28 protein-coding genes are annotated in these 25,891 nt (G+C 53.3%); 10 read left to right on the forward strand and 18 right to left on the reverse strand.

Features of this window, described 5'->3' with window-relative positions; genetic code table 11:
* Positions 1-3: 3 nt before the first annotated feature.
* A complete protein-coding gene (minD, locus tag QEN32_RS09795; RefSeq protein WP_000101047.1) occupies positions 4-816 on the reverse strand; it encodes a septum site-determining protein MinD in 813 nt (270 codons plus the stop codon).
* Positions 817-839: 23 nt separating this feature from the next.
* Complete coding sequence (gene minC, locus QEN32_RS09800; RefSeq protein WP_000072527.1) at positions 840-1,547, reverse strand: septum site-determining protein MinC; 708 nt, start codon at positions 1,545-1,547, stop codon at positions 840-842.
* 125 nt (positions 1,548-1,672) lie between these two features.
* Between minC and QEN32_RS09805 the strand changes: the two genes are divergently transcribed.
* The 5 genes from QEN32_RS09805 (at position 1,673) to QEN32_RS09825 (ending at position 4,068) form a co-directional block, all read left to right on the forward strand.
* Positions 1,673-1,966 carry a YcgL domain-containing protein gene (locus QEN32_RS09805; protein ID WP_001525604.1) on the forward strand — a complete coding sequence of 98 codons (294 nt, stop codon included), beginning with the start codon at positions 1,673-1,675 and terminating at the stop codon, positions 1,964-1,966.
* Between the two features lie 49 nt (positions 1,967-2,015).
* Positions 2,016-2,675, forward strand: a complete 660-nt coding sequence (locus QEN32_RS09810) for a fumarylacetoacetate hydrolase family protein (protein ID WP_280144451.1) — start codon at positions 2,016-2,018, stop codon at positions 2,673-2,675.
* A gap of 92 nt (positions 2,676-2,767) precedes the next feature.
* Complete coding sequence (locus QEN32_RS09815; protein ID WP_001285703.1) at positions 2,768-3,214, forward strand: YcgN family cysteine cluster protein; 447 nt, start codon at positions 2,768-2,770, stop codon at positions 3,212-3,214.
* Positions 3,215-3,565: 351 nt separating this feature from the next.
* A complete protein-coding gene (locus tag QEN32_RS09820; protein ID WP_001519337.1) occupies positions 3,566-3,703 on the forward strand; it encodes a hypothetical protein in 138 nt (45 codons plus the stop codon).
* 191 nt (positions 3,704-3,894) lie between these two features.
* Positions 3,895-4,068: an addiction module toxin, GnsA/GnsB family gene (locus QEN32_RS09825; RefSeq protein ID WP_001083582.1), complete on the forward strand. Its 174-nt coding sequence runs from the start codon at positions 3,895-3,897 to the stop codon at positions 4,066-4,068.
* A gap of 70 nt (positions 4,069-4,138) precedes the next feature.
* On the opposite strand, the gene QEN32_RS09830 is transcribed toward QEN32_RS09825, so the two are convergent.
* From QEN32_RS09830 to nhaB, 3 genes are all read right to left on the reverse strand, one after another.
* Positions 4,139-4,480, reverse strand: a complete 342-nt coding sequence (locus QEN32_RS09830; protein WP_000018967.1) for a DUF1971 domain-containing protein — start codon at positions 4,478-4,480, stop codon at positions 4,139-4,141.
* A gap of 108 nt (positions 4,481-4,588) precedes the next feature.
* The gene (dsbB, locus tag QEN32_RS09835) at positions 4,589-5,119 is read right to left on the reverse strand and encodes a disulfide bond formation protein DsbB (protein WP_000943475.1); all 531 of its coding nucleotides are present in this window, start codon (positions 5,117-5,119) and stop codon (positions 4,589-4,591) included.
* Between the two features lie 141 nt (positions 5,120-5,260).
* Positions 5,261-6,805, reverse strand: coding sequence for a Na(+)/H(+) antiporter NhaB (gene nhaB, locus QEN32_RS09840; protein WP_000406444.1), 1,545 nt, complete (start codon positions 6,803-6,805; stop codon positions 5,261-5,263).
* 219 nt (positions 6,806-7,024) lie between these two features.
* Here nhaB and fadR point away from each other — a divergent pair, with 219 nt between their 5' ends.
* Positions 7,025-7,744: a fatty acid metabolism transcriptional regulator FadR gene (gene fadR / locus QEN32_RS09845; protein WP_000234826.1), complete on the forward strand. Its 720-nt coding sequence runs from the start codon at positions 7,025-7,027 to the stop codon at positions 7,742-7,744.
* A gap of 46 nt (positions 7,745-7,790) precedes the next feature.
* Here the strand turns inward: fadR and QEN32_RS09850 are convergent, their stop codons facing one another.
* Positions 7,791-9,323 (reverse strand): SpoVR family protein, encoded by a 1,533-nt coding sequence (locus QEN32_RS09850; RefSeq protein WP_000190831.1) that lies wholly within the window; start codon positions 9,321-9,323, stop codon positions 7,791-7,793.
* A 322-nt stretch (positions 9,324-9,645) separates the two neighbouring features.
* Between QEN32_RS09850 and QEN32_RS09855 the strand changes: the two genes are divergently transcribed.
* Positions 9,646-10,944, forward strand: coding sequence for a D-amino acid dehydrogenase (locus QEN32_RS09855; RefSeq protein WP_265322389.1), 1,299 nt, complete (start codon positions 9,646-9,648; stop codon positions 10,942-10,944).
* Between the two features lie 13 nt (positions 10,945-10,957).
* The gene (gene dadX, locus QEN32_RS09860) at positions 10,958-12,028 is read left to right on the forward strand and encodes a catabolic alanine racemase DadX (protein WP_023138816.1); all 1,071 of its coding nucleotides are present in this window, start codon (positions 10,958-10,960) and stop codon (positions 12,026-12,028) included.
* A gap of 61 nt (positions 12,029-12,089) precedes the next feature.
* Here dadX and QEN32_RS09865 read toward each other — a convergent pair whose 3' ends face one another.
* Entirely contained in the window at positions 12,090-13,823 is a 1,734-nt protein-coding gene (locus QEN32_RS09865) for a potassium/proton antiporter (RefSeq protein ID WP_000338376.1), read from the reverse strand.
* Between the two features lie 96 nt (positions 13,824-13,919).
* Positions 13,920-14,834, reverse strand: a complete 915-nt coding sequence (gene ldcA, locus QEN32_RS09870; RefSeq protein ID WP_061425105.1) for a muramoyltetrapeptide carboxypeptidase — start codon at positions 14,832-14,834, stop codon at positions 13,920-13,922.
* Positions 14,835-15,004: 170 nt separating this feature from the next.
* On the opposite strand from ldcA, the gene emtA reads away from it, so the two are divergent.
* On the forward strand, positions 15,005-15,616 hold the full coding sequence (gene emtA, locus QEN32_RS09875; protein WP_000776974.1) for a membrane-bound lytic murein transglycosylase EmtA: 612 nt from the start codon (positions 15,005-15,007) through the stop codon (positions 15,614-15,616).
* 13 nt (positions 15,617-15,629) lie between these two features.
* Here the strand turns inward: emtA and ycgR are convergent, their stop codons facing one another.
* Positions 15,630-16,364, reverse strand: a complete 735-nt coding sequence (gene ycgR / locus QEN32_RS09880; protein ID WP_023203199.1) for a flagellar brake protein YcgR — start codon at positions 16,362-16,364, stop codon at positions 15,630-15,632.
* Between the two features lie 168 nt (positions 16,365-16,532).
* Here ycgR and QEN32_RS09885 point away from each other — a divergent pair, with 168 nt between their 5' ends.
* The gene (locus QEN32_RS09885) at positions 16,533-16,787 is read left to right on the forward strand and encodes a GlsB/YeaQ/YmgE family stress response membrane protein (RefSeq protein WP_000511323.1); all 255 of its coding nucleotides are present in this window, start codon (positions 16,533-16,535) and stop codon (positions 16,785-16,787) included.
* Positions 16,788-16,849: 62 nt separating this feature from the next.
* On the opposite strand, the gene QEN32_RS09890 is transcribed toward QEN32_RS09885, so the two are convergent.
* The 9 genes from QEN32_RS09890 to hyaC all read right to left on the reverse strand — a co-directional run bounded on the left by QEN32_RS09890 (position 16,850) and on the right by hyaC (position 25,877).
* A complete protein-coding gene (locus QEN32_RS09890; protein ID WP_023206954.1) occupies positions 16,850-18,562 on the reverse strand; it encodes an alpha,alpha-trehalase in 1,713 nt (570 codons plus the stop codon).
* A 213-nt stretch (positions 18,563-18,775) separates the two neighbouring features.
* The gene (locus QEN32_RS09895; protein WP_001526439.1) at positions 18,776-20,050 is read right to left on the reverse strand and encodes a Glu/Leu/Phe/Val dehydrogenase; all 1,275 of its coding nucleotides are present in this window, start codon (positions 20,048-20,050) and stop codon (positions 18,776-18,778) included.
* Positions 20,051-20,444: 394 nt separating this feature from the next.
* Positions 20,445-20,534, reverse strand: coding sequence for a cytochrome bd-II oxidase subunit CbdX (cbdX, locus tag QEN32_RS09900; protein ID WP_000270301.1), 90 nt, complete (start codon positions 20,532-20,534; stop codon positions 20,445-20,447).
* 12 nt (positions 20,535-20,546) lie between these two features.
* A complete protein-coding gene (gene appB, locus QEN32_RS09905) occupies positions 20,547-21,683 on the reverse strand; it encodes a cytochrome d ubiquinol oxidase subunit II (protein ID WP_000888110.1) in 1,137 nt (378 codons plus the stop codon).
* 11 nt (positions 21,684-21,694) lie between these two features.
* Positions 21,695-23,239 carry a cytochrome bd-II oxidase subunit 1 gene (gene appC / locus QEN32_RS09910; protein WP_000263613.1) on the reverse strand — a complete coding sequence of 515 codons (1,545 nt, stop codon included), beginning with the start codon at positions 23,237-23,239 and terminating at the stop codon, positions 21,695-21,697.
* A 74-nt stretch (positions 23,240-23,313) separates the two neighbouring features.
* Complete coding sequence (locus tag QEN32_RS09915; RefSeq protein ID WP_000063377.1) at positions 23,314-24,162, reverse strand: hydrogenase expression/formation protein; 849 nt, start codon at positions 24,160-24,162, stop codon at positions 23,314-23,316.
* On the reverse strand, positions 24,159-24,563 hold the full coding sequence (gene hyaE, locus QEN32_RS09920; RefSeq protein ID WP_001262580.1) for a hydrogenase-1 operon protein HyaE: 405 nt from the start codon (positions 24,561-24,563) through the stop codon (positions 24,159-24,161). Before hyaE ends, QEN32_RS09915 begins: the two co-directional genes overlap by 4 nt.
* A complete protein-coding gene (hyaD, locus tag QEN32_RS09925; protein ID WP_197905840.1) occupies positions 24,553-25,149 on the reverse strand; it encodes a hydrogenase 1 maturation protease in 597 nt (198 codons plus the stop codon). Before hyaD ends, hyaE begins: the two co-directional genes overlap by 11 nt.
* Positions 25,146-25,877: a Ni/Fe-hydrogenase b-type cytochrome subunit gene (gene hyaC / locus QEN32_RS09930; RefSeq protein ID WP_000147036.1), complete on the reverse strand. Its 732-nt coding sequence runs from the start codon at positions 25,875-25,877 to the stop codon at positions 25,146-25,148. Before hyaC ends, hyaD begins: the two co-directional genes overlap by 4 nt.
* Between the last annotated feature and the right edge of the window lie 14 nt (positions 25,878-25,891).

Raw genomic sequence — 25,891 nt, forward strand, 5'->3', positions numbered from 1 at the left:
AATTTATCCTCCGAACAGGCGTTTGAGGAAACCTTTCTTCTCTTCTTCAATGAAGCGGAAAGGACGTTCTTCTCCCAACAGACGATCTACGGTATCTGCATAGGCTTTACCCGCATCCGCAGTGGCGTCAAGAATCACCGGTTCACCCTGGTTAGATGCGCGCAGTACGGATTGATCTTCCGGGATCACCCCGACGAGTTTAATACGCAGAATCTCCAGTACATCTTCCATGCTGAGCATGTCGCCTTTATTGACGCGGCCTGGATTGTAGCGCGTCAACAGGAGATGTTCTTTAATCGGTTCTTCGCCATTTTCTGCGCGACGAGATTTCGATGCCAGAATACCCAGAATACGGTCCGAGTCACGGACAGAAGAGACTTCCGGGTTGGTCGTAATGATCGCTTCATCGGCAAAATAGAGCGCCATCAGCGCCCCGGTTTCGATACCCGCCGGCGAGTCGCAAACGATGAACTCAAAGTCCATCGCTTTCAGTGAGTCCAGTACCTTAGCGACGCCTTCGCGCGTTAGCGCGTCTTTATCCCGGGTCTGCGACGCCGGAAGAATGAAGAGATTTTCAGTACGCTTATCTTTAATCAGCGCCTGATTCAGTGTCGCATCGCCCTGAATGACGTTTACAAAATCGTAAACGACACGACGTTCGCACCCCATAATCAGATCGAGGTTACGCAGTCCGATATCAAAATCAATGACGACAGTTTTCTTTCCCTTCTGGGCCAAACCTGTAGCGATGGCCGCGCTGGAGGTGGTCTTGCCAACGCCCCCTTTACCCGAAGTAACAACAATAATGCGTGCCATAAAAATTCCTTGTTAAAAAGGGATCAATTCAACGGTTGAACTGTCAAAGCGTTGTCTGCTAAACGCAGGCGCGCCGCTTTGCCATAAAATTCTGCCGGGATTTTATCACTCAGCCAGTAAACACCTGCGATAGAGACCAGTTCTGCCGTCAGATGGGTACAAAAAATTTGCGCTTCCCGATCGCCGCTCGCCCCTGCCAGCGCGCGACCTCTCATCATGCCATAGACATGGATATTGCCGTCAGCGATAAGCTCTGCGCCAGCGCTGACGTGACTTGTAACAATCAGATCACATTGTGGAGCATAAATGCGCTGACCGGAACGAACCGGAACATCAATTAATCGCGTTTTTGTGATGGGATTAGCGTTTTGCGGCGGCTCGCTGGGCGTTGCCGGCTCAACGGGCGCAGGCCGAACCGCTTTCTCTTTACCTTCAGTCAGTAAAGGAAGACCCATCCGATCGATTTCTACTTTCAGGCTGGCGTCTTTACAGCCGCTCACGCCGATAATGCGTAAGCCGGTTGAGGTCACGATCTTATGCAGTTCCGGCCAGTTTACCGGGCTTTCAAGACCGCTAACGTTAATAACGACAGGGGCGTGTTTTAAAAACGCAGGAGCCTGCGCTATTTTGTCTTCTAACGCCTGACGAATAACCTCTGGTTCCGCTTCATGCAAATGAACCACTGATAAGGTGAAGCTACTGCCTTTAAGCTCGATTGGCGTGTTTGACATCCTGGCCTTACTCAATTTGCTATTTATCATCTCCGATACGGAGTGATATTCCGAAGTCCAGAAGGCATGTTATAGTCAGTATTATATTGAGGCAAGTCACCATCCCGTTAATTCAGAGTAAAAGTATGTTTTGTGTGATCTATAGAAGTAGCAAGCGCGATCAAACCTATTTGTATGTCGAAAAAAAAGACGATTTTTCGCGGGTGCCTGAAGCGTTGATGAAAGGATTCGGTCAGCCGCAGTTAGCGATGATGCTGCCGCTTGATGGACGTAAAAAATTAGTCAATGCCGAGCTCGAAAAAGTAAAACAGGCGTTAAGCGAGCAGGGCTATTATTTACAATTGCCGCCGCCGCCGGAAGATTTGCTGAAACAACATCTTTCTTCGGTGGGACAAAATACGTCGCCCGCTGACCGTTAAACGGTATTCGGCGCCGCGTCTGAATTCCATCATGATCTTAGGGGAAAATATGTATCAACATCGTAACTGGCAAGGTGCCTTGCTTGATTACCCGGTAAGTAAAGTGGTCTGCGTGGGCAGTAATTACGCAAATCACATCAAGGAGATGGGCAGCGCGACGCCGGAAGAACCCGTGCTTTTTATCAAGCCGGAAACCGCATTGTGTGATATTCGCCAGCCGCTGGCGATTCCGGCGGATATGGGCGCTGTTCATCATGAAGTTGAGCTTGCTGTGCTGATTGGCGCAACGCTCCGCCAGGCGACCGAAGATCATGTACGTAAAGCGATAGCCGGTTATGGCGTGGCGCTTGATTTAACCCTGCGCGATATTCAAGGGAAAATGAAAAAGGCCGGACAGCCCTGGGAAAAAGCCAAAGGTTTTGATAACGCATGTCCGATTTCAGGCTTCATCCCTGTCGCGGCCTTCTGCGGCGATCCGCAAAATACGGTTATCGGACTTAACGTTAATGGCGAGGTTCGCCAGCAAGGTTCGACCGCGGATATCATTCATCCTATTGTGCCCCTTATCGCCTATATGAGCCGCTATTTTACGCTCAAAGCCGGGGACGTGGTGCTAACCGGCACGCCGGCAGGCGTGGGGCCATTATTAAGCGGCGATGAGCTGGACATTCGTTTTAATGGCGAAACGTTGTCTACCCGCGTTCTGTAAAATCTGCTTGCCGCCTTCAGCGGCGGTAAAACTTGCATCTGCAGGCCAGACTGGTTATAAGGTGCAGCTTTAGTGCAATGGCGGATACTTTAATGAGCGATACACCTTTCTGGCAACGTAAAACCCTGGATGAAATGACCGATGCCGAGTGGGAGTCGTTGTGCGATGGCTGCGGTCAATGCTGCCTGCATAAGCTGATGGATGAAGATACAGATGAAATCTACTTCACCAACGTGGCGTGCAGGCAATTAAATATCAAAACGTGCCAGTGCCGTCATTATGAACGCCGTTTTGAATTTGAACCCGACTGTATCAAACTCACTCGCGAAAACTTGCCAGACTTTGAATGGTTGCCGATGACCTGCGCCTACCGTTTGTTGGCGGAAGGTAAGCCCTTGCCGACGTGGCATCCGCTGCTGACTGGATCGAAAGCTGCTATGCATGGCGAGCGAATTTCTGTCCGTCATATCGCGGTTAAAGAATCCGAAGTACGGGACTGGCAGGATCATATTTTAAATAAACCGTCGTGGGCAGAATAAGTCTTCGGCAAAACGGCTGATTGTTTACAATTCTTTAATTTACGCCGGGCGGCCCCTGAAACCAGGAATTGCGTGCAAATTCCGTCACCTGGCGTTATCACCGCCTTCTATTCCTCCCTCACGCGCCTTGTCGCTGCGCTCGCGCACGTATGGCGGCGACTCTATACTTTCAAAGCAGTATATCGCTGCCTATCCTGAGGAGTTACCCCATGAATAACCAACCGTTGCGCGTTTCAAAGGATCAGCCCAGGAAGCCTGATAAGACACCCGAAGACGAAGGAAAAAATCCAAAGAAAAACCAAAAGTAGTGCTGTAGGGTATCTTTAATAACTATGGTTCGTTGGAGGCTTTATGTCTGAACGTCCTGATTTAGTCGATCCATTACCAGAGGATGAGCCGCTTCCTGGTGAAAATATTCCGGATACACCAGAGGGAGACGATCCTCTCGACCCGGATACCCAGAATGAGGTTGAAGATCCTCGTAGATAGCGTCTTGTGCTATTAACCAACCGCCTGATGCACTGTTTGTGCCAGGCGGTTTTTTACATCTTCTAAAGCGAAACATCCTGATAATCCTCAGAAAGATAGCCTATAATTTTTTGTACGTTAAAATAGTAGCGCGTCCATGACGACACTGTCTTATTGCGCTTAGCCGTTTGCGAGTTCAAAGGAGGAAATCAATGAACAGCGAAGAGTTGACACATAAAGCAGAAGAGGAAATCGCGGCACTCATTAGCAAAAAGGTTGCCGAACTACGGAAGAAAACCGGGCAAGAGGTTTCCGAAATAGAGTTCGCGCCGCGAGAAACGATGAAAGGGCTTGAGGGATACCACGTTAAAATTAAACTACTCTAGCGTTTAATTAGCGCCATTAATCACCTGGCTACTGGGCGGGACCCGCCCAGTGGTGACTGGTTTACCGATGTCAGGCTTTTTTCTGTTGATACATTTCCTCGCCCTGATGGTCTTCCTCTACCCAAAAATGAATGTTGAACCGCGCATCATCGCTCAGCTCTACCCGATGCCAGTATTGCGGCGGACTGGTGGCGAATTGCCCGGCATTAATCACCACTTTCACTTCTGGTTCTGTCGCGGTTTCATTCGCAAAACCATAGTAGGTCACGGTGCCTTCCATCACGCAGAGTTGTCCGAAAACGCCTGCCGCTGTGTTGTGATGAGAGAGCAGTGCCGCCGGAACATTCTCTTTGGTGAAAAAGGGGGTAGAGCGTTTAACTTTCCAGTTTGCCGGGATGCGTAAGTGGGACATAAGACATCTCCCTGATGTGGTGATTAAAAGGTGTATTTAATATACACCTTTTAATCACTGGCAAACAACGCTTCGGGCAAAAAAAACGCTCCCGAAGGAGCGTGTGTATCAACGACCGAACAGGTCGCGTTTTTTAGGCTTAAATGCCTGGGCTATGACGACGGCTATCGCCACCACAAGGTAAGCGGCAAAGATCCCCAACAGCCATTGCGGCATCTCCAGCGTTAAAAACGACCACTGGCGCTCGGCGCAATCACCGGATGCCACAAACACCTGCGGCAGCCATTTACCCAACGGCAACCAGTCTGGAAAGCGCGCCATAAAGTCACAGGTCATGAACGGCGAGGGATGCAACTGAATCATCGTATGTTCATACGCCAGTTGTAGACCCCGCCAGGCGCTGTAAATCCAGATAACCATTGCCACGTATCGCAGCGGCGTTTTCGGCGCTATTGCGCCGACCAGACCCGCGCCCATCACGCCAAACAGGGCGCAACGTTCGTAAATACATAGCACGCAAGGTTTAAGTAACATGACGTGCTGGAACCACAGCGCCACCATTTCCAGCGCCAGGGCGGTAAACGCCATCAGTAACCATGCGCCCCGACCCCGTGAGCACTGGTTTAAAAATCGCAACATAATAATTTCCCTGCAACATGCGTAGAGACCGCAGTGTAAACCAATTCAATTCGTGCGCCACTAGCGGGAAATGAAATAATGTGTAATTGGATAATTATCAGGCAAAAATCGGAGCCGGGCGGTGTATTGCCCGGCCAAACGTTACGAAAGCGTTGCTAACCATCCTGCCTGAGTCATCCATTCGGTGGCCGGCGCAAGAGTGAATTCGACGCACAGTAGCCCTATCAGGGTCAGTACGATAGTGTACGGTAACGCCATCCAGACCATACGGCCATAGGAGAGACGGATTAACGGCGCCAGCGCGGAGGTCAGCAGGAATAAGAATGCCGCCTGACCATTTGGCGTCGCTACCGATGGCAGGTTAGTACCGGTATTGATGGCCACAGCTAACAGCTCAAACTGTTTTAAGCTGATAGCGCCGTTTTCCATTGCCGCCTTCGCTTCGTTGATATAAATGGTGCCGACAAAGACGTTATCCGAGATGGAAGACAACAGGCCGTTAAAGAGATAGAACAGCGTTAGCTGCGCGTGTTCAGAGGCTTGCAAGACGAACTGAATAATCGGCGCGAAAAGATGTTGATCGATAATAACCGCCACAATGGAGAAGAAGACGGTTAACAGCGCAGTAAACGGCAGCGACTCGGTAAACGCTTTGCCGATGGCGTGTTCATCGGTTACACCCGTTAACGCGGTGGCCAGAATAATGACCGACAGACCAATCAGTCCCACCTCCGCGAGATGGAGGGCGAGGGCGGTAACCAGCCAGACGCCAATAATCGCCTGGACTATTAGTTTAATTTTATCCTGGCGGGTGCGCTTCTTACGGCTTTGATCGTCGAATTGCTGTAAAACGTCGCGGACTTTTTCGGGCAACGTTTCGCCATAGCCAAACCAGCGCATTTTCTCGACCAGCATACAGGTTAACAGTCCACATACCAGTACCGGGACGGTGACAGGCGACATCCGCAAAAAGAAGTCGCCGAAATGCCAGCCAGCCGCTTTAGCGATGATCAGGTTTTGCGGCTCCCCGACCATGGTCATGACGCCGCCCAGCGCCGTCCCCACGCCTGCATGCATCATCAGACTACGCAAGAATCCGCGGAATTGCTCCAGCACCGTTTTGTAATGCGGATCGATATGGCTATCGTCCAGCATATCGTTCTCTTCGCCGCGCGATGAGGCCACACGATGGTAAATCCCGTAAAAACCGACGGCGACGCTGATCACCACCGCAACGACGGTAAGCGCGTCAAGGAAAGCCGACAAGAACGCGGCGGCGACGCAAAAGGCCAGCGACAGAACCATCTTCGAGCGGATACTGAGTAACAGACGGGTAAAAATAAACAGCAATAACTGCTTCATAAAGTAGATGCCTGCCACCATAAACATCAGCAGCAGCAAGACTTCCAGGTTGGCGGCAACCTCTTCACGTACATGGGCGGCGCTGGTCATGCCGATGATGACGGCTTCAATGGCCAGTAACCCGCCGGGCAGCAGGGGGTAACACTTTAACGCCATCGCCAGGGTGAAGATAAACTCTGCCACCAGCAGCCAACCGGCAACAAAGGGATTAGCTAAGAAAATGAATGGGTTAACAATTAAAAAGACAAGTAGTGCCAGTTTGTACCAGTCGGGCGACTGGCCTAAAAAGTTGCGCCACATGGCGCGACCCCATGAGATCTCCATGAAATTTTTCCTTACCTAGAAAAATGAAATAGCGTTTTTATGTTTAAACACAGAGAGTAGCGAGCGCGACGAATGCAAGCAAGTCCTTAACGATATTGGCAGGCGATATCAGAAATGGTGCCTTGATCCCCTTTTTCTTCATTGCGTCCGCTATCAGGTGTTACGCCCGTCTGGTATGATGAGTACAACTATGTTTTGCTGTGTAATGGAAATCTCACTATGGTCATTAAGGCGCAGAGCCCGGCGGGTTTCGCGGAAGAGTATATTATTGAAAGTATCTGGAATAACCGCTTTCCTCCTGGCACGATCTTACCGGCAGAACGAGAACTCTCCGAACTGATCGGCGTAACGCGCACGACATTACGCGAGGTGTTACAGCGGCTGGCGCGAGATGGCTGGCTGACCATTCAGCATGGCAAACCGACAAAGGTTAATAATTTTTGGGAAACGTCAGGGCTGAATATCCTTGAAACGCTGGCCCGCCTTGATCATGAAAGCGTTCCGCAACTGATCGACAATTTGTTGTCGGTGCGTACCAATATTTCTACTATCTTTATTCGTACCGCGTTGCGTCAACACCCGGATAAGGCGCAGGAAGTGCTGGCCACTGCCCACGAAGTGGCCGACCATGCCGATGCATTCGCCGATCTGGACTATAACATCTTTCGTGGTCTGGCATTTGCCTCCGGCAATCCTATTTACGGCTTGATCCTGAACGGCATGAAAGGGTTATACACCCGCATTGGTCGCCACTATTTCGCCAATCCGGAAGCGCGCAGTCTGGCACTGGGTTTCTATCATAAATTATCGTCGTTATGCGAGCAGGGCGCGCACGACCAGGTATATGAAACGGTGCGACGTTACGGGCATGACAGCGGCGAGATTTGGCATCGGATGCAGAAAAATCTTCCCGGCGATTTAGCGATTCAGGGACGATAATCCCGCGATGCCCGGTAAGCGCAAACACTACCGGGCAGCATCTCGATTACAGCATGTTCATGCGCGGCGGACAACGCTCCAGCAGTTCTACGCTGCCATCCTCATTTTGTTGCTCCAGCATCACATCAAAGCCCCATAACCGATGCACATGTTTCAGCACCTCTTTGCGGCCTTTATCCAGCGGCGCGCGGTTATGCGGGATATAACGCAACGTCAGCGATCTGTCGCCGCGTAAATCCACATTCCAGACCTGAATATTCGGCTCCAGGTTGCTCAGGTTATACTGTGACGACAGTTTTGATCGAATCTCCCGATAACCTTCTTCGTTATGAATGGCGGAGATCTCCAGATAATTATGCCTGTCATCATCAAGTACCGTGAAGAAACGGAAATCACGCATCACTTTTGGCGACAGGAACTGACTGATAAAGCTTTCATCTTTAAAATCGCGCATGGCGAAGTGCAGCGTTTCCAGCCAGTCGGAACCGGCAATATCCGGAAACCAGTATTTATCTTCATCCGTGGGCGACTGACAAATACGTTTGATATCCTGGAACATGGCAAAGCCGAGCGCATAGGGGTTAATTCCGCTATACCAGGGGCTATTATAGGGCGGCTGAAATACGACATTGGTATGGCTGTGTAAAAACTCCAGCATAAAGCGTTCCGTCACTTTGCCTTCATCATACAGATGGTTCAGGATGGTGTAGTGCCAGAAGGTCGCCCAGCCCTCGTTCATGACCTGCGTCTGTTTCTGCGGATAAAAATACTGGCTGACTTTACGCACGATGCGCAGAATTTCGCGCTGCCACGGCTCGAGCAACGGGGCGTTTTTCTCCATAAAATAGAGCAGGTTTTCCTGCGGTTCAGCGGGAAAGCGGCGTGCTTCGGCGACAGTTTTTTCTTCCTCGCGTTTTGGCAGCGTGCGCCACAGCATATTCACCTGGCTTTGTAGATACTCTTCCCGGCTTTTTTGTCGCGCTTTCTCTTCCTGCAACGAGATTTTCTGCGGGCGCTTATAGCGATCGACGCCGTAATTCATCAGCGCGTGGCAGGAGTCGAGCAGTTTTTCTACTTCATCCACTCCGTAGCGTTCTTCACAGCGGGTAATGTAATTTCGGGCGAAAATCAGGTAATCGACGATAGAGCTGGCATCCGTCCAGCTCCGGAAGAGATAATTATTTTTAAAAAAGGAGTTGTGTCCGTAACAGGCGTGCGCCATGACCAGCGCCTGCATGGTGATGGTGTTCTCTTCCATCAGGTAGGCAATGCAGGGATTAGAGTTGATCACAATTTCATAAGCCAGTCCTTGTTGACCATGCTTATACAGACGTTCCGTCTCAATGAACTTTTTGCCAAACGACCAGTGCGGATAGTTGATCGGCATCCCGACGCTGGAGTAGGCGTCCATCATCTGTTCGGAAGTGATGACTTCAATTTGGTGCGGGTAAGTATCCAGTTGGTAGAGCTTCGCCACGCGGTCTATCTCTGCCAGATAGACATCCAGCAGATCAAATGTCCAGTCGGGTCCATCGCTCAAACGTGTGGTGTCCTTGTTCATGGAATCAATCGTTGCCATTCGCGCACCCTCATTGTTGGCGACGCTCTCTGTATGGAGCGCCTCCTTTCAAGCATAGAACACCATGTTAAAAAACGACTTGATCGTGAAAACTTTTCTTTGCGATTTCCTCCACATTGAACGGCAAAAAAACGGGTATTGGCATCATTTTATGCTGTATAGCCATGCCGCGTAGCAGGAGATCCCAAACCAGTGGGATCGCTTGTCTTTAGGGTATATGTGAAGCACGTCACCATAAAAAAGTCATATGTTGAATAATATTTTCATCTGGGTTATCAAGATGTAATCAGAAGATTGTTCTTTTACTATTAACGGAGTGGCTATGCGAGTTGTCATCCTGGGGAGTGGCGTAGTTGGCGTGACCAGCGCCTGGTATTTGAGTCAGGCGGGGCATGATGTCACCGTCATCGATCGCGAATCCGGCCCGGCGCAAGAAACCAGCGCGGCGAATGCCGGACAAATTTCACCGGGATATGCGGCGCCCTGGGCGGCCCCTGGCGTACCGCTGAAGGCGATAAAATGGATGTTCCAGCGCCATGCGCCGCTGGCGGTGCGTCTGGATGGCACCCCGTTTCAACTGAAGTGGATGTGGCAAATGCTGCGTAACTGCGATACCCGGCATTATATGGAAAATAAAGGCCGCATGGTGCGTCTGGCGGAATATAGTCGCGACTGCCTGAAAACGCTACGCGCCGCGACCGGTATCGAATATGAAGGCCGCCAGGGGGGAACGCTACAACTCTTCCGCACCGCGCAACAGTATGAGAACGCCACCCGTGATATCGCCGTGCTGGAAGATGCCGGGGTGCCGTATCAGCTCCTGGAATCCAGCCGACTGGCGGAAGTTGAACCCGCTCTGACTGAGGTTGCGCATAAATTAACCGGCGGACTGCGCTTACCGAATGATGAAACCGGGGACTGTCAGCTCTTTACCCAGCGTCTGGCGCGCATGGCGGAGCAGGCGGGCGTAACCTTTCGCTTTAATACTCCCGTGGAAAAATTACTGTACGAAAATGATCAGATTTACGGCGTGAAATGCGCCGATGAGATCATTAAAGCAGATGCGTATGTCATGGCGTTTGGATCGTATTCGACGGCGATGCTTAAAGGCATTGTTGATATCCCGGTGTATCCGCTGAAAGGCTATTCATTAACCATCCCAATCGTCGAGCCAGACGGCGCGCCGGTATCGACGATTCTTGATGAAACCTACAAAATCGCTATTACGCGTTTTGATAAGCGTATTCGCGTGGGGGGAATGGCGGAAATCGTGGGCTTTAATACCGACTTACTGCAACCGCGCCGCGAGACGCTGGAGATGGTTGTGCGCGATCTTTTTCCGCGCGGCGGTCATATTGAGCAGGCCACATTCTGGACCGGCCTGCGCCCCATGACGCCGGACGGCACGCCGGTAGTAGGACGTACCCGTTATAAAAATCTGTGGCTTAATACTGGACACGGCACCTTAGGCTGGACGATGGCCTGCGGTTCAGGCCAGTTGTTAAGCGATATCTTGTCGGGTCGTACGCCAGCGATACCCTACGACGATCTGAGCGTGGCGCGATACCGTTCCGATTTTACGCCCACCCGCCCGCAACGTTTGCATAGCGCGCATAACTGATAAAGGAAGTGAAATGACCCGCCCTATACAGGCCAGCCTTGATTTACAGGTAATGAAACAAAATTTGGCTATTGTGCGCCGGGCGGCCCCGGAGGCGCGCGTCTGGTCGGTAGTGAAAGCCAACGCCTACGGCCACGGTATTGAACGCGTCTGGAGCGCGCTGGGCGCCACAGATGGTTTCGCTATGCTCAACCTTGAAGAGGCGATTACCCTGCGTGAGCGCGGGTGGAAAGGGCCGATATTGATGCTGGAGGGGTTTTTCCATGCGCAAGACCTGGAGGCGTATGACACTTATCGGCTGACCACCTGCATCCACAGTAACTGGCAGTTGAAAGCGCTGCAAAATGCGCGGCTTAACGCGCCGCTGGATATCTATGTCAAAGTCAACAGCGGCATGAACCGACTCGGTTTTCAGCCTGAGCGGGCGCAGACCGTCTGGCAGCAATTGCGGGCAATGCGCAATGTCGGTGAAATGACCCTGATGTCACATTTTGCTCAGGCCGATCATCCGGAAGGTATCGGGGAGGCGATGAGGCGTATTGCGCTGGCGACAGAAGGCCTGCAGTGTTCATACTCGTTATCAAATTCGGCAGCGACACTGTGGCATCCCCAGGCGCATTATGACTGGGTCAGGCCGGGCATTATTTTGTACGGCGCGTCGCCGTCAGGACAGTGGCGGGATATTGCCGATACCGGACTAAAACCCGTGATGACGCTGAGTAGCGAAATTATTGGCGTGCAGACGCTGAGCGTTGGTGAAAGGGTAGGCTATGGCGGAAGGTATTCTGTGACTCAGGAACAACGCATTGGCATCGTCGCGGCGGGTTATGCCGATGGCTATCCACGCCATGCGCCGACCGGGACGCCCGTGCTGGTGGACGGTATCCGTACCAGAACAGTAGGCACCGTTTCAATGGATATGCTGGCGGTGGATTTGACGCCGTGTCCGCAGGCGGGAATCGGCACGCCGGTTGAATTATGGGGCAAAGAAATTAAGGTTGATGATGTCGCCTCTGCGGCAGGCACGCTGGGCTATGAGCTACTGTGCGCCGTAGCGCCGCGCGTGCCGTTTGTGACAACGTAACCTAATTCAGGCTAAGGCGTCGACCGGTCCACCGGGGGCGGGTCGACGTTGTCCGACGACCTTATTCTGCTTCGTCTTCGGCGACGCGCACCCCAATCTTGCGTACCACGTTATCTTCTTTTTCAGCTACCGTCCAAATCATGCCGCCAAACTCCACCTGATCGCCAACGACCGGCGCAGCGCCCAGCAGCTGCTGTATGATTTCACCCAGAGTTTGTTGTTTATCCCGGTATTCCGTTCCTTCTTCCAGCCCGTAGATAAGCGCCACGTCGGCGAATTTCGCGTTCGCTTCGAGGATAAAATCGCCAAAGAAACGCTGATCTAACGAAACCGGCGGCGACTGGCTAAACAATTTGCCCAGCGCTGGCAGATCGCGCTCCCGGCCAATCACGCAGAGTACGTCGCCTTCCTGCAGGCGAGTGCTACCCGTGGGGTGAAACAGTTCATTATTGCGAAATAGCGCGGCAATGCGGGTTTCGTTCGGCATATGCAGGTCGCGCAACGCCGCGCCGACGCACCATTTGTCGGCGCTCAACTGATAGATGAATTGTTCCCACGGATTATCAGGATGGATGTCAAGCCCCACGCGCGATACTGGCCAGCCAACCGGAGGCACGACCACTTTGGCTCTCTTCGCCGCCCATGACAGCGATGTTCCCTGCAGGAGCAGCGACACCAGTACCACAAAGAAAGCGACATTAAAGAACAGGCGAGCGTTTTCAAGCCCGGCCATCATCGGGAAAACGGCGAGAATAATCGGCACCGCGCCGCGCAGTCCGACCCAACTGATGAAAATGCGCTCCCGAAGATTGAAGCCGCGAAATGGCAGCAGGCCGGTAAACACCGACAATGGGCGGGCGAAGAAAATCATCCAGATAGAGAGAATAAGCGCAGGGACGGCAATCGGCCACAGATCGGAAGGCGTCACCAGCAGTCCCAGGACCAGGAACATGGCGATCTGCGCCAGCCAGGCCAGTCCGTCAAAGTTTTGCAGGATGCCGTAACGGTTGCGAATCGGACGGTTTCCTAACAGGAATCCGCACAGATAGACCGCGAGAATGCCGCTGCCTTCAAGCGCGGTCGTCAAAGCAAAAATCAGAATACCGCCGCTGAGCGCCAGCATCGGATACAGGCCGCTGGGCAGAGAAATACGGTTGATCATCTGCTGTAGCAGGTAACCGCCGCCGAGGCCAAAAACAATACCGAGACCGAACTGTTGGATAATATGGACGGCAAACATCCAGTCCAGGCCGGTTTCATGCTTCTGGATCATCTCAATTAATGTAATGGTCAGAAAAACGGCCATCGGGTCGTTACTTCCCGATTCGATCTCCAGCGTGGAGCCTACACGTTCGTTTAGCCCTTTGCCGCCAAGCAGAGAAAAGACCGCTGCGGCGTCAGTGGAACCGACTATCGCGCCGATAAGCAGACCTTCGATAAGATCCAGATGAAACAGCCAGGCGGCCATCATACCTGTTAACCCCGACGTGATCAGCACGCCGAGCGTCGCCAGCGACAGCGCGGGGCCCAGCGCTACCCGGAAAGAGCTGGCCTGGGTGCGCATGCCGCCATCGAGTAAAATAATCGCCAGCGCCAGGTTACTGACCATATAAGCGAAAGGATAATTATCGAAAGGAATACCGCCAATGCCATCCACACCCGCTAACATCCCAATGGCGAGGAAAATGACCAGAATCGGGATACCCAGTCGCGATGAGAATGAACTTAACAGGATACTGCTGGTTACAAGGATGGAACCTAAAATAAATAGACTAATAATTGTTGCAGCATCCAACGTTTTATATCTCCTGACTCACACGACTTCGTATTATTTAACATTAACATAATAACGGCCAGGGCAGCGTTTTACTTAGCCTGTCGGGGACTTTTTTTACAATTGCAGCGTAGGATGACCAGATAAAGTGAGTTGAGTCCCCTGGCGCGTATTTTTAAGCGTCGCGTTTGCCCCGATAGGGAGCGTCACCGTACGCTGTTCATGCCCGAAGTCGAGACCGGTAATCAGCGGAACGGACAGACGGGAACGTAAAAACGCGTAGACGCTCTCCAGAGAATAGCCGGCGTCATACTCGTTGGGCGCCGCGCCGCTAAAGCTGCCGAGAACGATGGCGCTCTGGCGGTTTAAAATTCCGGCGTACTCCAGTTGCAAAAGCATACGCTCCACCCGGAAAGGATGCTCATTGACATCTTCCAGCACTAAAATTCCTTTATCGATAGTCGGCATCCAGGGCGTACCGATAAGGGAAATCAACATCGCCAGATTTCCGCCCCATAAGGTGCCCTGTACGTCGCACTGAGGGCCGTCGCCTTGCCACTCTACGGTAAATTGCGCCTTGCGTAGCGCCAGCCAGAAATGTTGCTCGGTGAACGTATTCAGCGTTTCGGCGCCAAAATTTGCCGCCAGCATAGGACCGCTAAAGGTGATGACATTGGCCTGCGTCAGGAGTCCAGCCTGAATCGCCGTAAAATCGCTATGACCGCAAATCAGTAAGGGATCGCGCTGTTGCCGGGAGGCGAGCGCCTGCCAGTCGATACGATCCAGCAAGCGGCTGGCGCCATAGCCGCCGCGAACCGGCATGACGATCGTATCCGGCGAAGTTAGCGAGGCCAGCGAATTAACATCGGCCAACCGTTCCGCGTCCGTACCGGCAAAACGCTGAAAGCGGCGACGAATCACCTCGTCATTCTCCACCTGATGACCCGCGTCAGTCAGGCGCTGAACGCCGCGTAACGCGGCCTGTTGGTTAATACAGTAGCCCGAGGGGGCGATTAAATGAAACAGAGACATGGTAATTCCTTGCTGACAATAGAATGCAAATGTATATCATGCCGCATATATTAGGCGATGTCCCTCGTTGTGCGACGTTTCTGGATGCGCACCAGGGAGGCAACCTAAGTGCCTGGCCGGGGCGGTATGACCTCTTCGGCAGATAAGTTACGGCTATAAGGATAGATGACGTGAAATTAAGATGGTTTGCTTTTTTGGTAGTAATACTGGCTGGCTGTAGCTCAAAACAGGATTACAGGAATCCGCCGTGGAATGCCGAAGTGCCTGTAAAGCGTGCGATGCAGTGGATGCCCATCAGTGAAAAAGCCGGGGCGGCATGGGGGGTTGATCCGCATTTAATCACCGCGATTATCGCCATTGAATCCGGCGGCAACCCTAACGCGGTCAGTAAATCCAATGCGATTGGCCTGATGCAGTTAAAGGCGTCGACCTCCGGGCGCGACGTTTACCGTCGTATGGGCTGGCGTGGCGAACCGACCACCAGCGAGCTGAAAAACCCTGAGCGTAACATCTCAATGGGCGCGGCGTATCTGAGCATTCTGGAAAATGGGCCGCTGGCCGGCATCAAAGATCCGCAGGTGATGCAATATGCGCTGGTCGTCTCTTATGCTAACGGCGCAGGCGCGTTATTGCGTACTTTTTCATCCGACAGGAAGAAGGCGATAGAAAAAATTAACGATCTGGATGCGGACGAGTTTTTTGAGCATGTTGTTGATAATCATCCCGCGCCGCAGGCGCCGCGCTATATCTGGAAGCTTCAGCAGGCGCTGGACGCCATGTAGTTTAGCGTGAAGATTATTCTCGCACTTTATTCGCTCTTTCTCGGGCCTCGCGCTCAAGCGAAAAAATAATCCGCTGCAACTCCCGCTCCACCGCCGGGCTAACGTTAAGGAAACGAAAGCTCAGGCGGGGAGTGGTGATCGTTTCATTTTTCCCATCAATCACCTTACGCTCGCTGATGGCGATAAGCTGGGCGTCAACGTGAAAAATCCCCCATGGCCCCATGTTCAGTTCAACCTGCGAAAAGCGTGCGCCTTCGATTAGTCCGTCGGGGATGGCGGATTCCAGTAGCGCGCCCATGCCGCCCAGGGAAAGATCAAACAGGCGAAAACGTAACGTACGGGTGTCCGGTAGCGTGGTGACGCCGTAATAAGGCGGATACAGCGGCGCGCCAATGCGAAAATACTCCCGGCGCTGGACAAACCACAGTGATGACGGCAGGGGCGTGATAAAGGCCGGCAGCCGCTGATATTCACCTGTAACGAGTTGCGGCAACGTGAACTCGACTTTTGCGCCTTGTGTTTCTGCGATAATGGCTACCTGCCCGGCGCGTAATACGGCGCTATTTTCATATTCCTGGCTGCCGTAATCCACGATGAGTTTTTCCGGGGCTACCGCCAAAATTTTACTAATGAATTGACCATGCGCCCATGAAATACGCAGTGGAACCTGATTTTTATTTAAATCCCGTAGCACGCCTAATATCGCTAATGGATTTTTTTTCAGGAACTGCTCATTGTAACCACTCACACGAAATAACCCCTGATACGCAGACTATCGTTGGGTTATCGGCATCAGTAGAAAGAACTTAATAGCGATAAATAAAATTTTATGTCCGCGAGATAAATCAGTGTTCAGAAATGCGACGCTCGACTTTGCCTATACTTAAAACGTTTTTACTGGAAAGAGGGTTCGCAAATGGGAATTATCGCCTGGATTGTTTTTGGTTTGATTGCCGGCGTTATCGCCAAATTGCTTATGCCGGGGCGCGATGGCGGGGGATTTATCCTGACCTGTATTCTCGGTATTGTCGGGGCGGTCGTTGGCGGATGGCTGGCGACGATGTTTGGTATTGGCGGCAGTATCAGCGGCTTTAATCTGCACAGTTTCCTGGTCGCCGTGGTGGGCGCGATTGTGGTGCTGGTGATTTTCCGCCTTCTGCGACGCGGCTAACCGCTGCAGAACGTGTAAGCGTTGACCCGGTCAGCGCCGGGTCAACCTACTATAAACACGCGTTACTGCGTCGCTGCAGACGGCGTTTTTGTCGGCGTTGCGCTTAACGATGCCGGACGAGTAGACGGTACGCTATCGCACGGTTTTTCCTGCGGACAAATCAGATCGAGCATTTTCAGCGTCACGCCGTTGGTCCAGCCAAAGCCGTCCTGAAGGGGATATTCGCCGCCGCCACCGCCGGTTCCGGTACTGCTGACGTCATATTTTTCGACCAGTTTTTTCTCGCGATCGTAGGTGTGCTGCACATTGGTTAAAAAGCGCCAGGTGACTTCCATTGCCACGTCATCCTGCCCATAATTTTGCAATCCTTCGGCAGCGACCCATTGTAACGGCGCCCAGCCATTTGGCGCATCCCACTGCTGTCCGCTTTTAACCGAGGTGGTAGCCAGCCCGCCAGGCTGTAGCAGATGCGCCTGGGCCGCCGCTGCCACTTTCGCGGCGCGATCTTTCGCGGCGGCGTTTACATAGAGCGGGAACAGCGCGGCAGCGGTGAGTTGGTCACGGATTTTATTGTTCTGCAGATCGTAGTCGGCATACCAACCCTCTTTGTTATTCCACAGATGCATTTCAATGGCTTTTTGCCGCGCGTTGGCCAGCGCGTCATATTGCGAGGCTTTGGCCCGATCGCCCGCCGCAGCGCTGGCGCGGGCGAGGGTTTTCTCCAGCTGATACAGCAGAGCGTTAAGATCGACAGGGACAATCGTGGTGGTACGAATGGTACTGAGCTGCTGCGGATTATCCATCCAGCGGGAGCTGAAATCCCAGCCGGAGGCGGCGGCAGATCGGAGGTCCCGATAGATCTCCGTTGCCGGGCGGTTGGGGTTGCTTTTGGCGGTAGCGATATCTTCAACCCAGGATTCAGGGCGGGGCGTATCCCGATCGTCCCAGTAGCGGTTGAGAACGCTGCCGTCTTCCAGTTTGACGACGCGTTGGTTTTGTTGCCCTGGCTGCAATGTCTCAACGCCCTCCATCCAGTAGGCGTACTCTTTTTGCAGTTGCGGCAGGTATTCTTTCAGCGCATCGTCACCTTCATGTTCCGCCAGTAACTCAACCATAAACGCAAAGAAAGGCGGCTGCGAACGACTCAGGTAGTAGGTACGGTTGCCGTTGGGAATATGCCCCCAGGCGTCAATTTCGTAACCAAAGTTCGCCACCATATCCGCCACCTTATCCCAGTGCCCGCTTTCCGCCAGCCCCAGCATCGTAAAGTAGCTGTCCCAGTAGTAAATCTCTCTGAATCGCCCACCCGGTACGACATAGGATTCAGGCAACGGCAAGAGCGAGTCCCACTTTTCGACGTTTTTAGTTGAACGGGTCAGCACCGGCCACAGGCCATCAATATGTTCACGCAATGACTGTCCGGCCGGCGGGACATATTTTTCACCCGCTTTCGGCAGGGTGAAGTTAACATCAACAAAATGACGCAAATCGAAGCCGGACTGGTTCCGCTGCATACGATAATCCGCAAGAATCATGAGCGGATCGCTATTAGGTATGGCGTCAGCAAAGGTTTTCTGATCGGGGAAGAGTTTTGCATTCTGGACATCATTAAAGAGCGGGCCAAGCAAAATATCCGGCGGCTGCGGAGTTTCAGTGTCGGAAGACGGGTCTGCGGCAGTCGCCGAAAACGATGCAAACGTCAGCAGCGTCCCTGCCAGCGCCAGTTTTATGGCTTTCTGCAGTAGAACAGAACGGCGAATCTCTGGGGGTATCATCAAGTTATCTCCTTAGCGGTGAGCCAAAGCCAACGGCATTTACCATGACAAAACCTTAGTCTACGATGACCAGATACGCGTGATTGAACCGCTATTTTGCGAACAAACAGACATTTTATTGAGACAGAATTTATCGGCGCGCGCGTGGAAAACGGGGAATACAGACAAAAAATCCACGCCGGGACGTGGATTTTAGCGCAATAACTTGTAGCCTTAACCCGGATAGATACCGCGATCTTTACGGGCCAACAGAATGCGCTCACAGGCGACAATATAGGCTGCGGTGCGCAGAGAACAGGATTTCTCAGCCGCTTTCTCCCAGACATGGACGATCGCGTCGGTCATGATTTTGTCCATGCGCGCGTTGATCTCTTCTTCGCTCCAGAAGAAGCTGGCCATATCTTGTACCCATTCGAAGTAGCTGACGGTTACGCCGCCTGCGTTACAGACCACGTCAGGCACCACAAGGATACCACGGCTGGCCAGAACATCATCAGCATCCGGATAGGTCGGGCCGTTAGCCCCTTCCAGCACCAGCTTACACGTCAGGGCTTCCGCGCGCTGACGAGTTATCTGGCCTTCAAGCGCCGCCGGGATCAGAATATCCATCTCCAGACGCCAGAACGCATCGCTGGCGATAGTTTCCGCGCCCGGGAAACCGGCTATCTGTTTGTGTTCTGTCTGCCATGCCGTGAGCGCTTTCATGTCAATACCGGTGGCGTTAAACAGCGTCGCGGTATGATCCTGAATCGCCACGACACGGGCGCCAGCGCCTGCAAACAGACGCGCGGCTTCGCTGCCGACGTTACCAAAACCCTGAACCGCAACGCGAGCGCCTTCAACGGCGATATTCGCCCGACGCGCGGCTTCCAGCCCGCTGACGAAAACGCCGCGCCCCGTCGCTTTTTCACGACCCAGCGAACCGCCAAGATGGATAGGCTTACCGGTGACGACGCCAGTGACCGTCGTGCCATGATTCATGGAATACGTATCCATCATCCAGGCCATCACTTTACCGTTGGTGCCGACATCCGGCGCAGGAATATCTTTCTGCGGCCCGATGATAATGCCGATCTCGCTGGTATAGCGGCGGGTCAAACGCTCCAGTTCACCTTCCGACAGCGAGAACGGATCGACGCGGATGCCGCCTTTGGCGCCGCCGTACGGCAGATTCAGCGCGGCACATTTGATGGTCATCCATGCTGACAGGGCCATCACTTCATTGAGATCAACGTCAGGATGGTAGCGAACACCGCCTTTACCCGGACCTCGGGAGAGGTTGTGCTGCACGCGATATCCTTCGAAATGACGAATAGTGCCATCATCCATTTGTACCGGAATATCGACGATCAGAGCGCGTTTTGGGTGGCGCAGAGTATCCACCCAGGGGGATAACTCGCCCAGATAAGGGGCCACACGCTCGATTTGTTGCAGGTAGGTATTCCAGGCAGATGTGCTGCTATCTGAAGCGTAAGATAACTTATCCATGATAAACCTTAGTGATAAAAGTAATATGTTCTTTAATTGACCGTGGTACATAGTAGATCACACCATGTAGCGATAAATTTAACACTTTTTTAAACAATTAACTCAGATCAAAAATGGCAGGCAGTTGGATTTTCGTTATGTTTTTGGATGAGAAGTGGTTAACTATCCGTTATAAGAGGTGATATATCGCTAATTATGCAATTATTTGCTTAAATATGCGCAATATGTGCAAGGCGGCTATTTGTCATAATTATGACGCACCTCTAAAAGTAAACGTTATGATAACGACATGTATCAATGTTATGTCGTCCTGTCGGCGGGGAAACGTCTTCGCCAGGCGCGTAAAAAGATAAAAATAACCGGAGTCAGACGGCGCTGGCCCCGGTTTACCTCTTTATTGTTGACGCGACTCAAGCCATACCAGCGCCAGTGTCGACAGTGAGCACATCAGCAGAATGCCGACAAACCACAGTAAATACCACATCGCTCCCGCTCCCTAATAAAGTTCATGATCGTTGCGGCGGAGGGTCTCCAGGTTGATACGCCCCAACATTTTGTAATAGCTCCATAGCGTATAGAGCAGTACGATCGGCAGAAAAATCAGCACAATCACCAGCATGATTTCGAGCGTCATCTGGCTGGAGGTGCTGTCCCACACCGTCAGGCTGGAGAGAGGACTAACACTCGACGGCATCACAAAAGGAAATAGCGTTATGCCGGCGGTAAAGATGACGCAGGCCTGGGTCAGGGAAGCGAACAGAAATCCACGAATAGTCTGACCGCGAAGGCAGGCATAGAAAGCCAGAATCGGCAGGATCATACCGAGCAACGGGATGATGAGCAGTAGCGGCGAGCGTATAAAGTGGTTCATCCATGCGCCAGGGAGTATCGCCACGCCTTTTAAGAGCGGATTGGAAGGGCCGTTGGCATCCTGCGTGAGCAAGACAAAGCCATCAACGCCGGCCCACAGCCAGTAACCGGCCAGCAGGAAGCAGATCACGATCAGCAGCGCGCTGTGGCGGGTGGCCGACAGAGCCCGTTGACGAATAACGCCCTCCGTTTTCAACTGTAACCAGACGCCTCCTTGCATAATCACCAACGACAGACTCAATAATCCACACAGTAGGGCAAAGGGCGAGAGTAACTGCCAGAAGGTGCCAAAATAGTCAACATGAAGCTGCGGCGTGAAGGCAAACGGCACGCCTAAAAACAGGTTGCCGAACGCGATGCCGAATACAACTGGGGGAACCAGGCTGCCGATAACCAGACCGGTATCCCACAGCGCGCGCCAGCGAGCATTGGCGATTTTACCCCGATAATCAAAGGCCAGCGGGCGAAAGAAGAGGGCACACAGCACCAGGATCATCGCCACATAAAAACCGGAAAACGCGGCGGCATAGACCCGTGGCCAGGCGGCGAATAATGCCCCGCCCGCGAGAATCAACCATACCTGGTTTCCTTCCCAGTGGGCGCCGACGCTATTGATCAATACCCGGCGTTCGTCATCGTTGCGCGCTATCAGCGGGAGCAGGCAACCGACACCCATATCAAACCCGTCAGTTACCATAAATGCCACCAGGATGACGCCGATCAGCAGCCACCAAATGAACCGCAACGTTTCATAATCCAACATGATTGTCTCCTTTATCCCTGTTGTTGCGCTTGTTGTTGATGTTGCATGGCGCTCGGCCCAAGACGCGCGTACTTCTGCATCAGATAGACTTCCGCGATTAAAAACAGGGTGTAAAGTCCGAGGATAAGCCCCATTGAGAAGGCCAACTGGCCCGGCGTCAGCGCGGAGTGAGCGTACCAGGTCGGCAGAATGTCCTGAATCGCCCAGGGCTGACGGCCAAACTCCGTCATAAACCAACCGGCTTCAATGGCAATCCACGGTAACGGCAGGCTCCAGAGCGTCATACGCAATACCCAGCGATGCTGGTCGATACGCATTCGCAGCGTCTGTATCAACGCAATCAACATCACCACTAACAGCAGCGAACCGCAGCCGACCATAATACGGAAACTCCAGAACACCGGCGCCACCTGAGGAATAGCGCCACGCTGGGCCGCACGATACTGCTCCGGCGTCACATGGTTCATATCCGGGGCATATTTCGCCAGCAGAATGCCGTACCCCAGATCGCCCTCAACGGCGTGAAACGCATTCAGTACCTGCGGCGAGCGATTGCCTTGCGCTATCTCCTGCATGAGCAGCCAGGCCTCCCGGCCACGCTTCAGGCGCGGCAGCGCGTCGTCCATCAGGTTTTTTAACCCCGGAACCGGCGTATCCAGCGAATGGGTGGCCAGAATACCCAGCAGAGCAGGGATCTTCACGGCAAATGCATTACGCTCCTGTTCCTGCTGCGGCCAGGCAATCAGATGAAACGGCGCGGGCGCGGGTTCGGTTTGCCATTCGCCTTCCATCGCCGCCAGTTTCACCGGCTGAATTTGGGCGACCTCGTAGGCCGAACTGTCGCCCAGTTGCAGGGTTCCCAGAATGGCCAGGGTGCCGAATACTGAGCCGATAGCAAATGAGCGCAAGGCCACCTCACGCTCGCGGCCACGTAGCAGATACCAGGCGCTAATGGACATAATAAACATGGCGCCGGTGACATAACCGGACATGACGGTATGGACGAATTTCACCTGGCTCACCGGGTTAAAGACCAGATCGCTGAAGCTGCTCATTTCCATCCGTAATGTATCGATGTTGAAATGAGCGCCGGTAGGATACTGCATCCAGCCATTGGCATTCAGAATCCATAATGCTGAAATATTGGAGCCGAAGGCCACCAGCCAGGTGACCAGCAGGTGTTGGTATTTATTCAGCCGCTGCCAGCCGAAAAAGAACAGACCGACAAAAGTGGATTCGAGAAAAAAGGCCAGTAATGCTTCCATCGCCAGCGGCGCGCCGAAGATATCGCCCACATAGTTGGAATAGAGCGACCAGTTAGTCCCGAACTGAAACTCCATGGTCAGGCCGGTAGCCACACCGAGAGCAAAATTGATCCCGAAGAGCTTGCCCCAGAAACGCGTCATATCGCGGTAGACGGTTTTCCCCGTCACCACATAGATCGTCTCCATGACGGCCAGCAAAAAAATCAGCCCAAGCGTAAGAGGAACAAATAAAAAGTGATACAGCGCGGTCAGCGCAAACTGCCAGCGCGATAAGTCAATGACATCCCACATGCTAACTCCTGTAGGCAGAAAGAGAGTAAAAAGCTAATCAGTACCGGACACCGGTGACGTTCCTGTTGAGAGCGCTAGCGCGTCTCCAGCCATCGGCAGACTTCATCCAGGCGCTGGCGCGAATCGGCCAGATCTTCCGGGGCCGCCAGTACCAGCTCCGGCAAAGGACAAATCTCATAGCTATCGAGCAACGGCCCTTTAAGGGCGTCCAGACAGCGCACATGCCAGAGATGGCGCAATGCTGTGGCGTTGATTTGGCTTTCGCCATACCCGGAGATGCGAATCTGAATATTCCCGTGTCCGCATAAACGCGCCAGAAAAAGACGATCGGCCTCGCTGAGCGGCAGTTGGGTCAAATTGATGCTGTGAGGTTGCAACGCCGGATCGCGTACGTGCGCCAATAACTCATGGGCCAGCGGCAGTCCATTCATCAGGCCAGCGACAGGCGGAGGCAGCAGAGAGTCGTCAGGCAGCGTATCGGCAGTCGCCGCTTGCCATAATGTCAGGGGCGCGCTACCCGCTTCCAGACGATCCGTCAGCAGACGTCGGTTATGCAGATGGCGTACCCGCCACAGGCCGCAGAAGATGGTCTCCTGGATCTCGCTTTCACTCCCGTCCGGATGCTGAATGCGTACCGAGACTTCGCCTTCGCCCAATAGCGTATTGAGGAATGAGAGATCATCGGCATTCAGGGGAGATAACTCCCATCCCAGCACGTCGCCGACTTCCGGGATGCGCCGGGCAAGCTGACCTCGCAGATCGGTCAACAATGCCATCACCGCCGGGCTGTGAGCGCAGCGCTCCAGCGCCGCCATACTTGGGTCGCCATTGACCTGACAGGTGAGCGGTAAGGGATTCATCGAGAAACTGGCGTCATCAGGCTGCGTACCTGGCCCCAGCAGATGAAAAAAGGCGTTGCTCATTGTACTGTCTCCTGCGCTGCGGGAGTGTCAACCATCGAACGCATCAGCGTGAGCAGTTCAGCCCAGGGATGAATGCCGCTGAGCGCGCCGCGTAGCTCGCCGTCTGTAAAAACTAACGTCGCCGGAAACCGACGAACATTAAAGCGATCGCCGATAGCTTCGCTTTGTTCAAGGTCGGCCACCGCCACCTGCCAGTCAAACTGCGGGAACTCACGCAAGAGTTCGGCAATCATCACCGGGTTATCGCTGACTTCCGGCGTACGCCGCGGATCGCTACTTAACAGGATGACGCCATCTCCAACCCGTTTGATCCAGTCGTCTACCGTGGAAGCCTCTACCGGTTGCCATCCACGGGTTAACAGGCGTTGCCATAGCGCAGAGAACGGGGTGTCATTCGCCACTTCTTTTGCCCTCCAGACGTGTCTGATACTGACGTATGCGCACTCCCTCATAATTTTCCATCGACAGGCATTTATAGTTCAGGCAGCGTGCGACCTCGTTTGCCTGCGGTACGATCCCCCAGGCGGCCAGTTGCGCCAGGGCGGCCTGTTCCGCCGCCGGTAGCTGGTCGCGAGCTATTTCGCTCAGGCTACCGCCATAGTCGTCCAGGTGCGCCGGTTGCAGACCGACCAGCGCTATGTGACAGGGCAGATGCCCGCGGATGTCGGCCAGCGCCAGAACTTCGGAAAAACTGTTTTGATGCAGGCTCATTTTTTTGGCGCTGAGATACGCGGGGATTTTCTCGCCGGCATAGGTTCGCAGGCTGCCCGGCGCCAGGCCGTAATCGATCGCGTCAAGGAGCAGGAGATGGCTGGCTTGCTCAACATAACCTAACAGGTTTAGCCCTTGCGTACCGCCGTCCACAATTTCCACCTCTTCAGGCCAGTGATATCGGGCATACAAACGCTCCGCGACCCGGATACCGAATCCTTCATCGGCCCACAGCAGGTTTCCTAACCCCATCACCACTATGCGTTGCGCATTCATGAGGGCTCCTTGTCGTGCGGTTTGGGGAATTTATGGCTGCGATAGCCATTGATCATGGTGGAGATCACCGTATCGTCGGACATAATGTCTTCCCGGATAGCGAGGTAAACGTGCCCGACGATGAAGGCGGCGATCAGCCACATGCCCAGTCGGTGCCAGCTGTGAATATCGATGGAGTTGCCGCCGGTCCAGTAGAAAAATTCAACCACATAGCGGAACGGCGCAAAGATGGCGTACTGGCTATGCTCGCCAAACAGAGCGAAACCGGTGAGGATCATAAATACCGACAACAGGAAATAGCCGAACATCGCGGCCTGCGCGACAGGGTTATGTCCGATGTCGCTCCCCGGTTTTTTCTCCAGAAAAAGATACCAGCGGACCACGGTGAAAGCGCCTTGCCACCAACTGCGACGCCAGACCGGGACGATAAACAGCTCTCGCGAATAGCGGTTGCCGACACAGGCCCAATAAATCCGCCCCAGCAGTAACACGGTAAAGATCATCGCGGCGGCAAAGTGGATCAGCCGGATATAGCCCATGTAAAACAGATAGGTCGCCTCGCCACTCACCGACGGCAAGGGCCGGCCAATGAAGTAGCCTGTTACCATCAGTACCAACATGCAGGCCACCGTTAGCCAGTGCCACAGGCGTACCGGCGCTTCAAACACATAGTGGCTGACGGCAGTATCACGCGCCTCCCCGACGCGTGGAGATAGCTTTCCAGTCATCGTTCTTTTCCTTA

This window comes from Salmonella sp. SA14318, from assembly GCF_029866905.1.
GTDB lineage: Bacteria > Pseudomonadota > Gammaproteobacteria > Enterobacterales > Enterobacteriaceae > Salmonella > Salmonella enterica.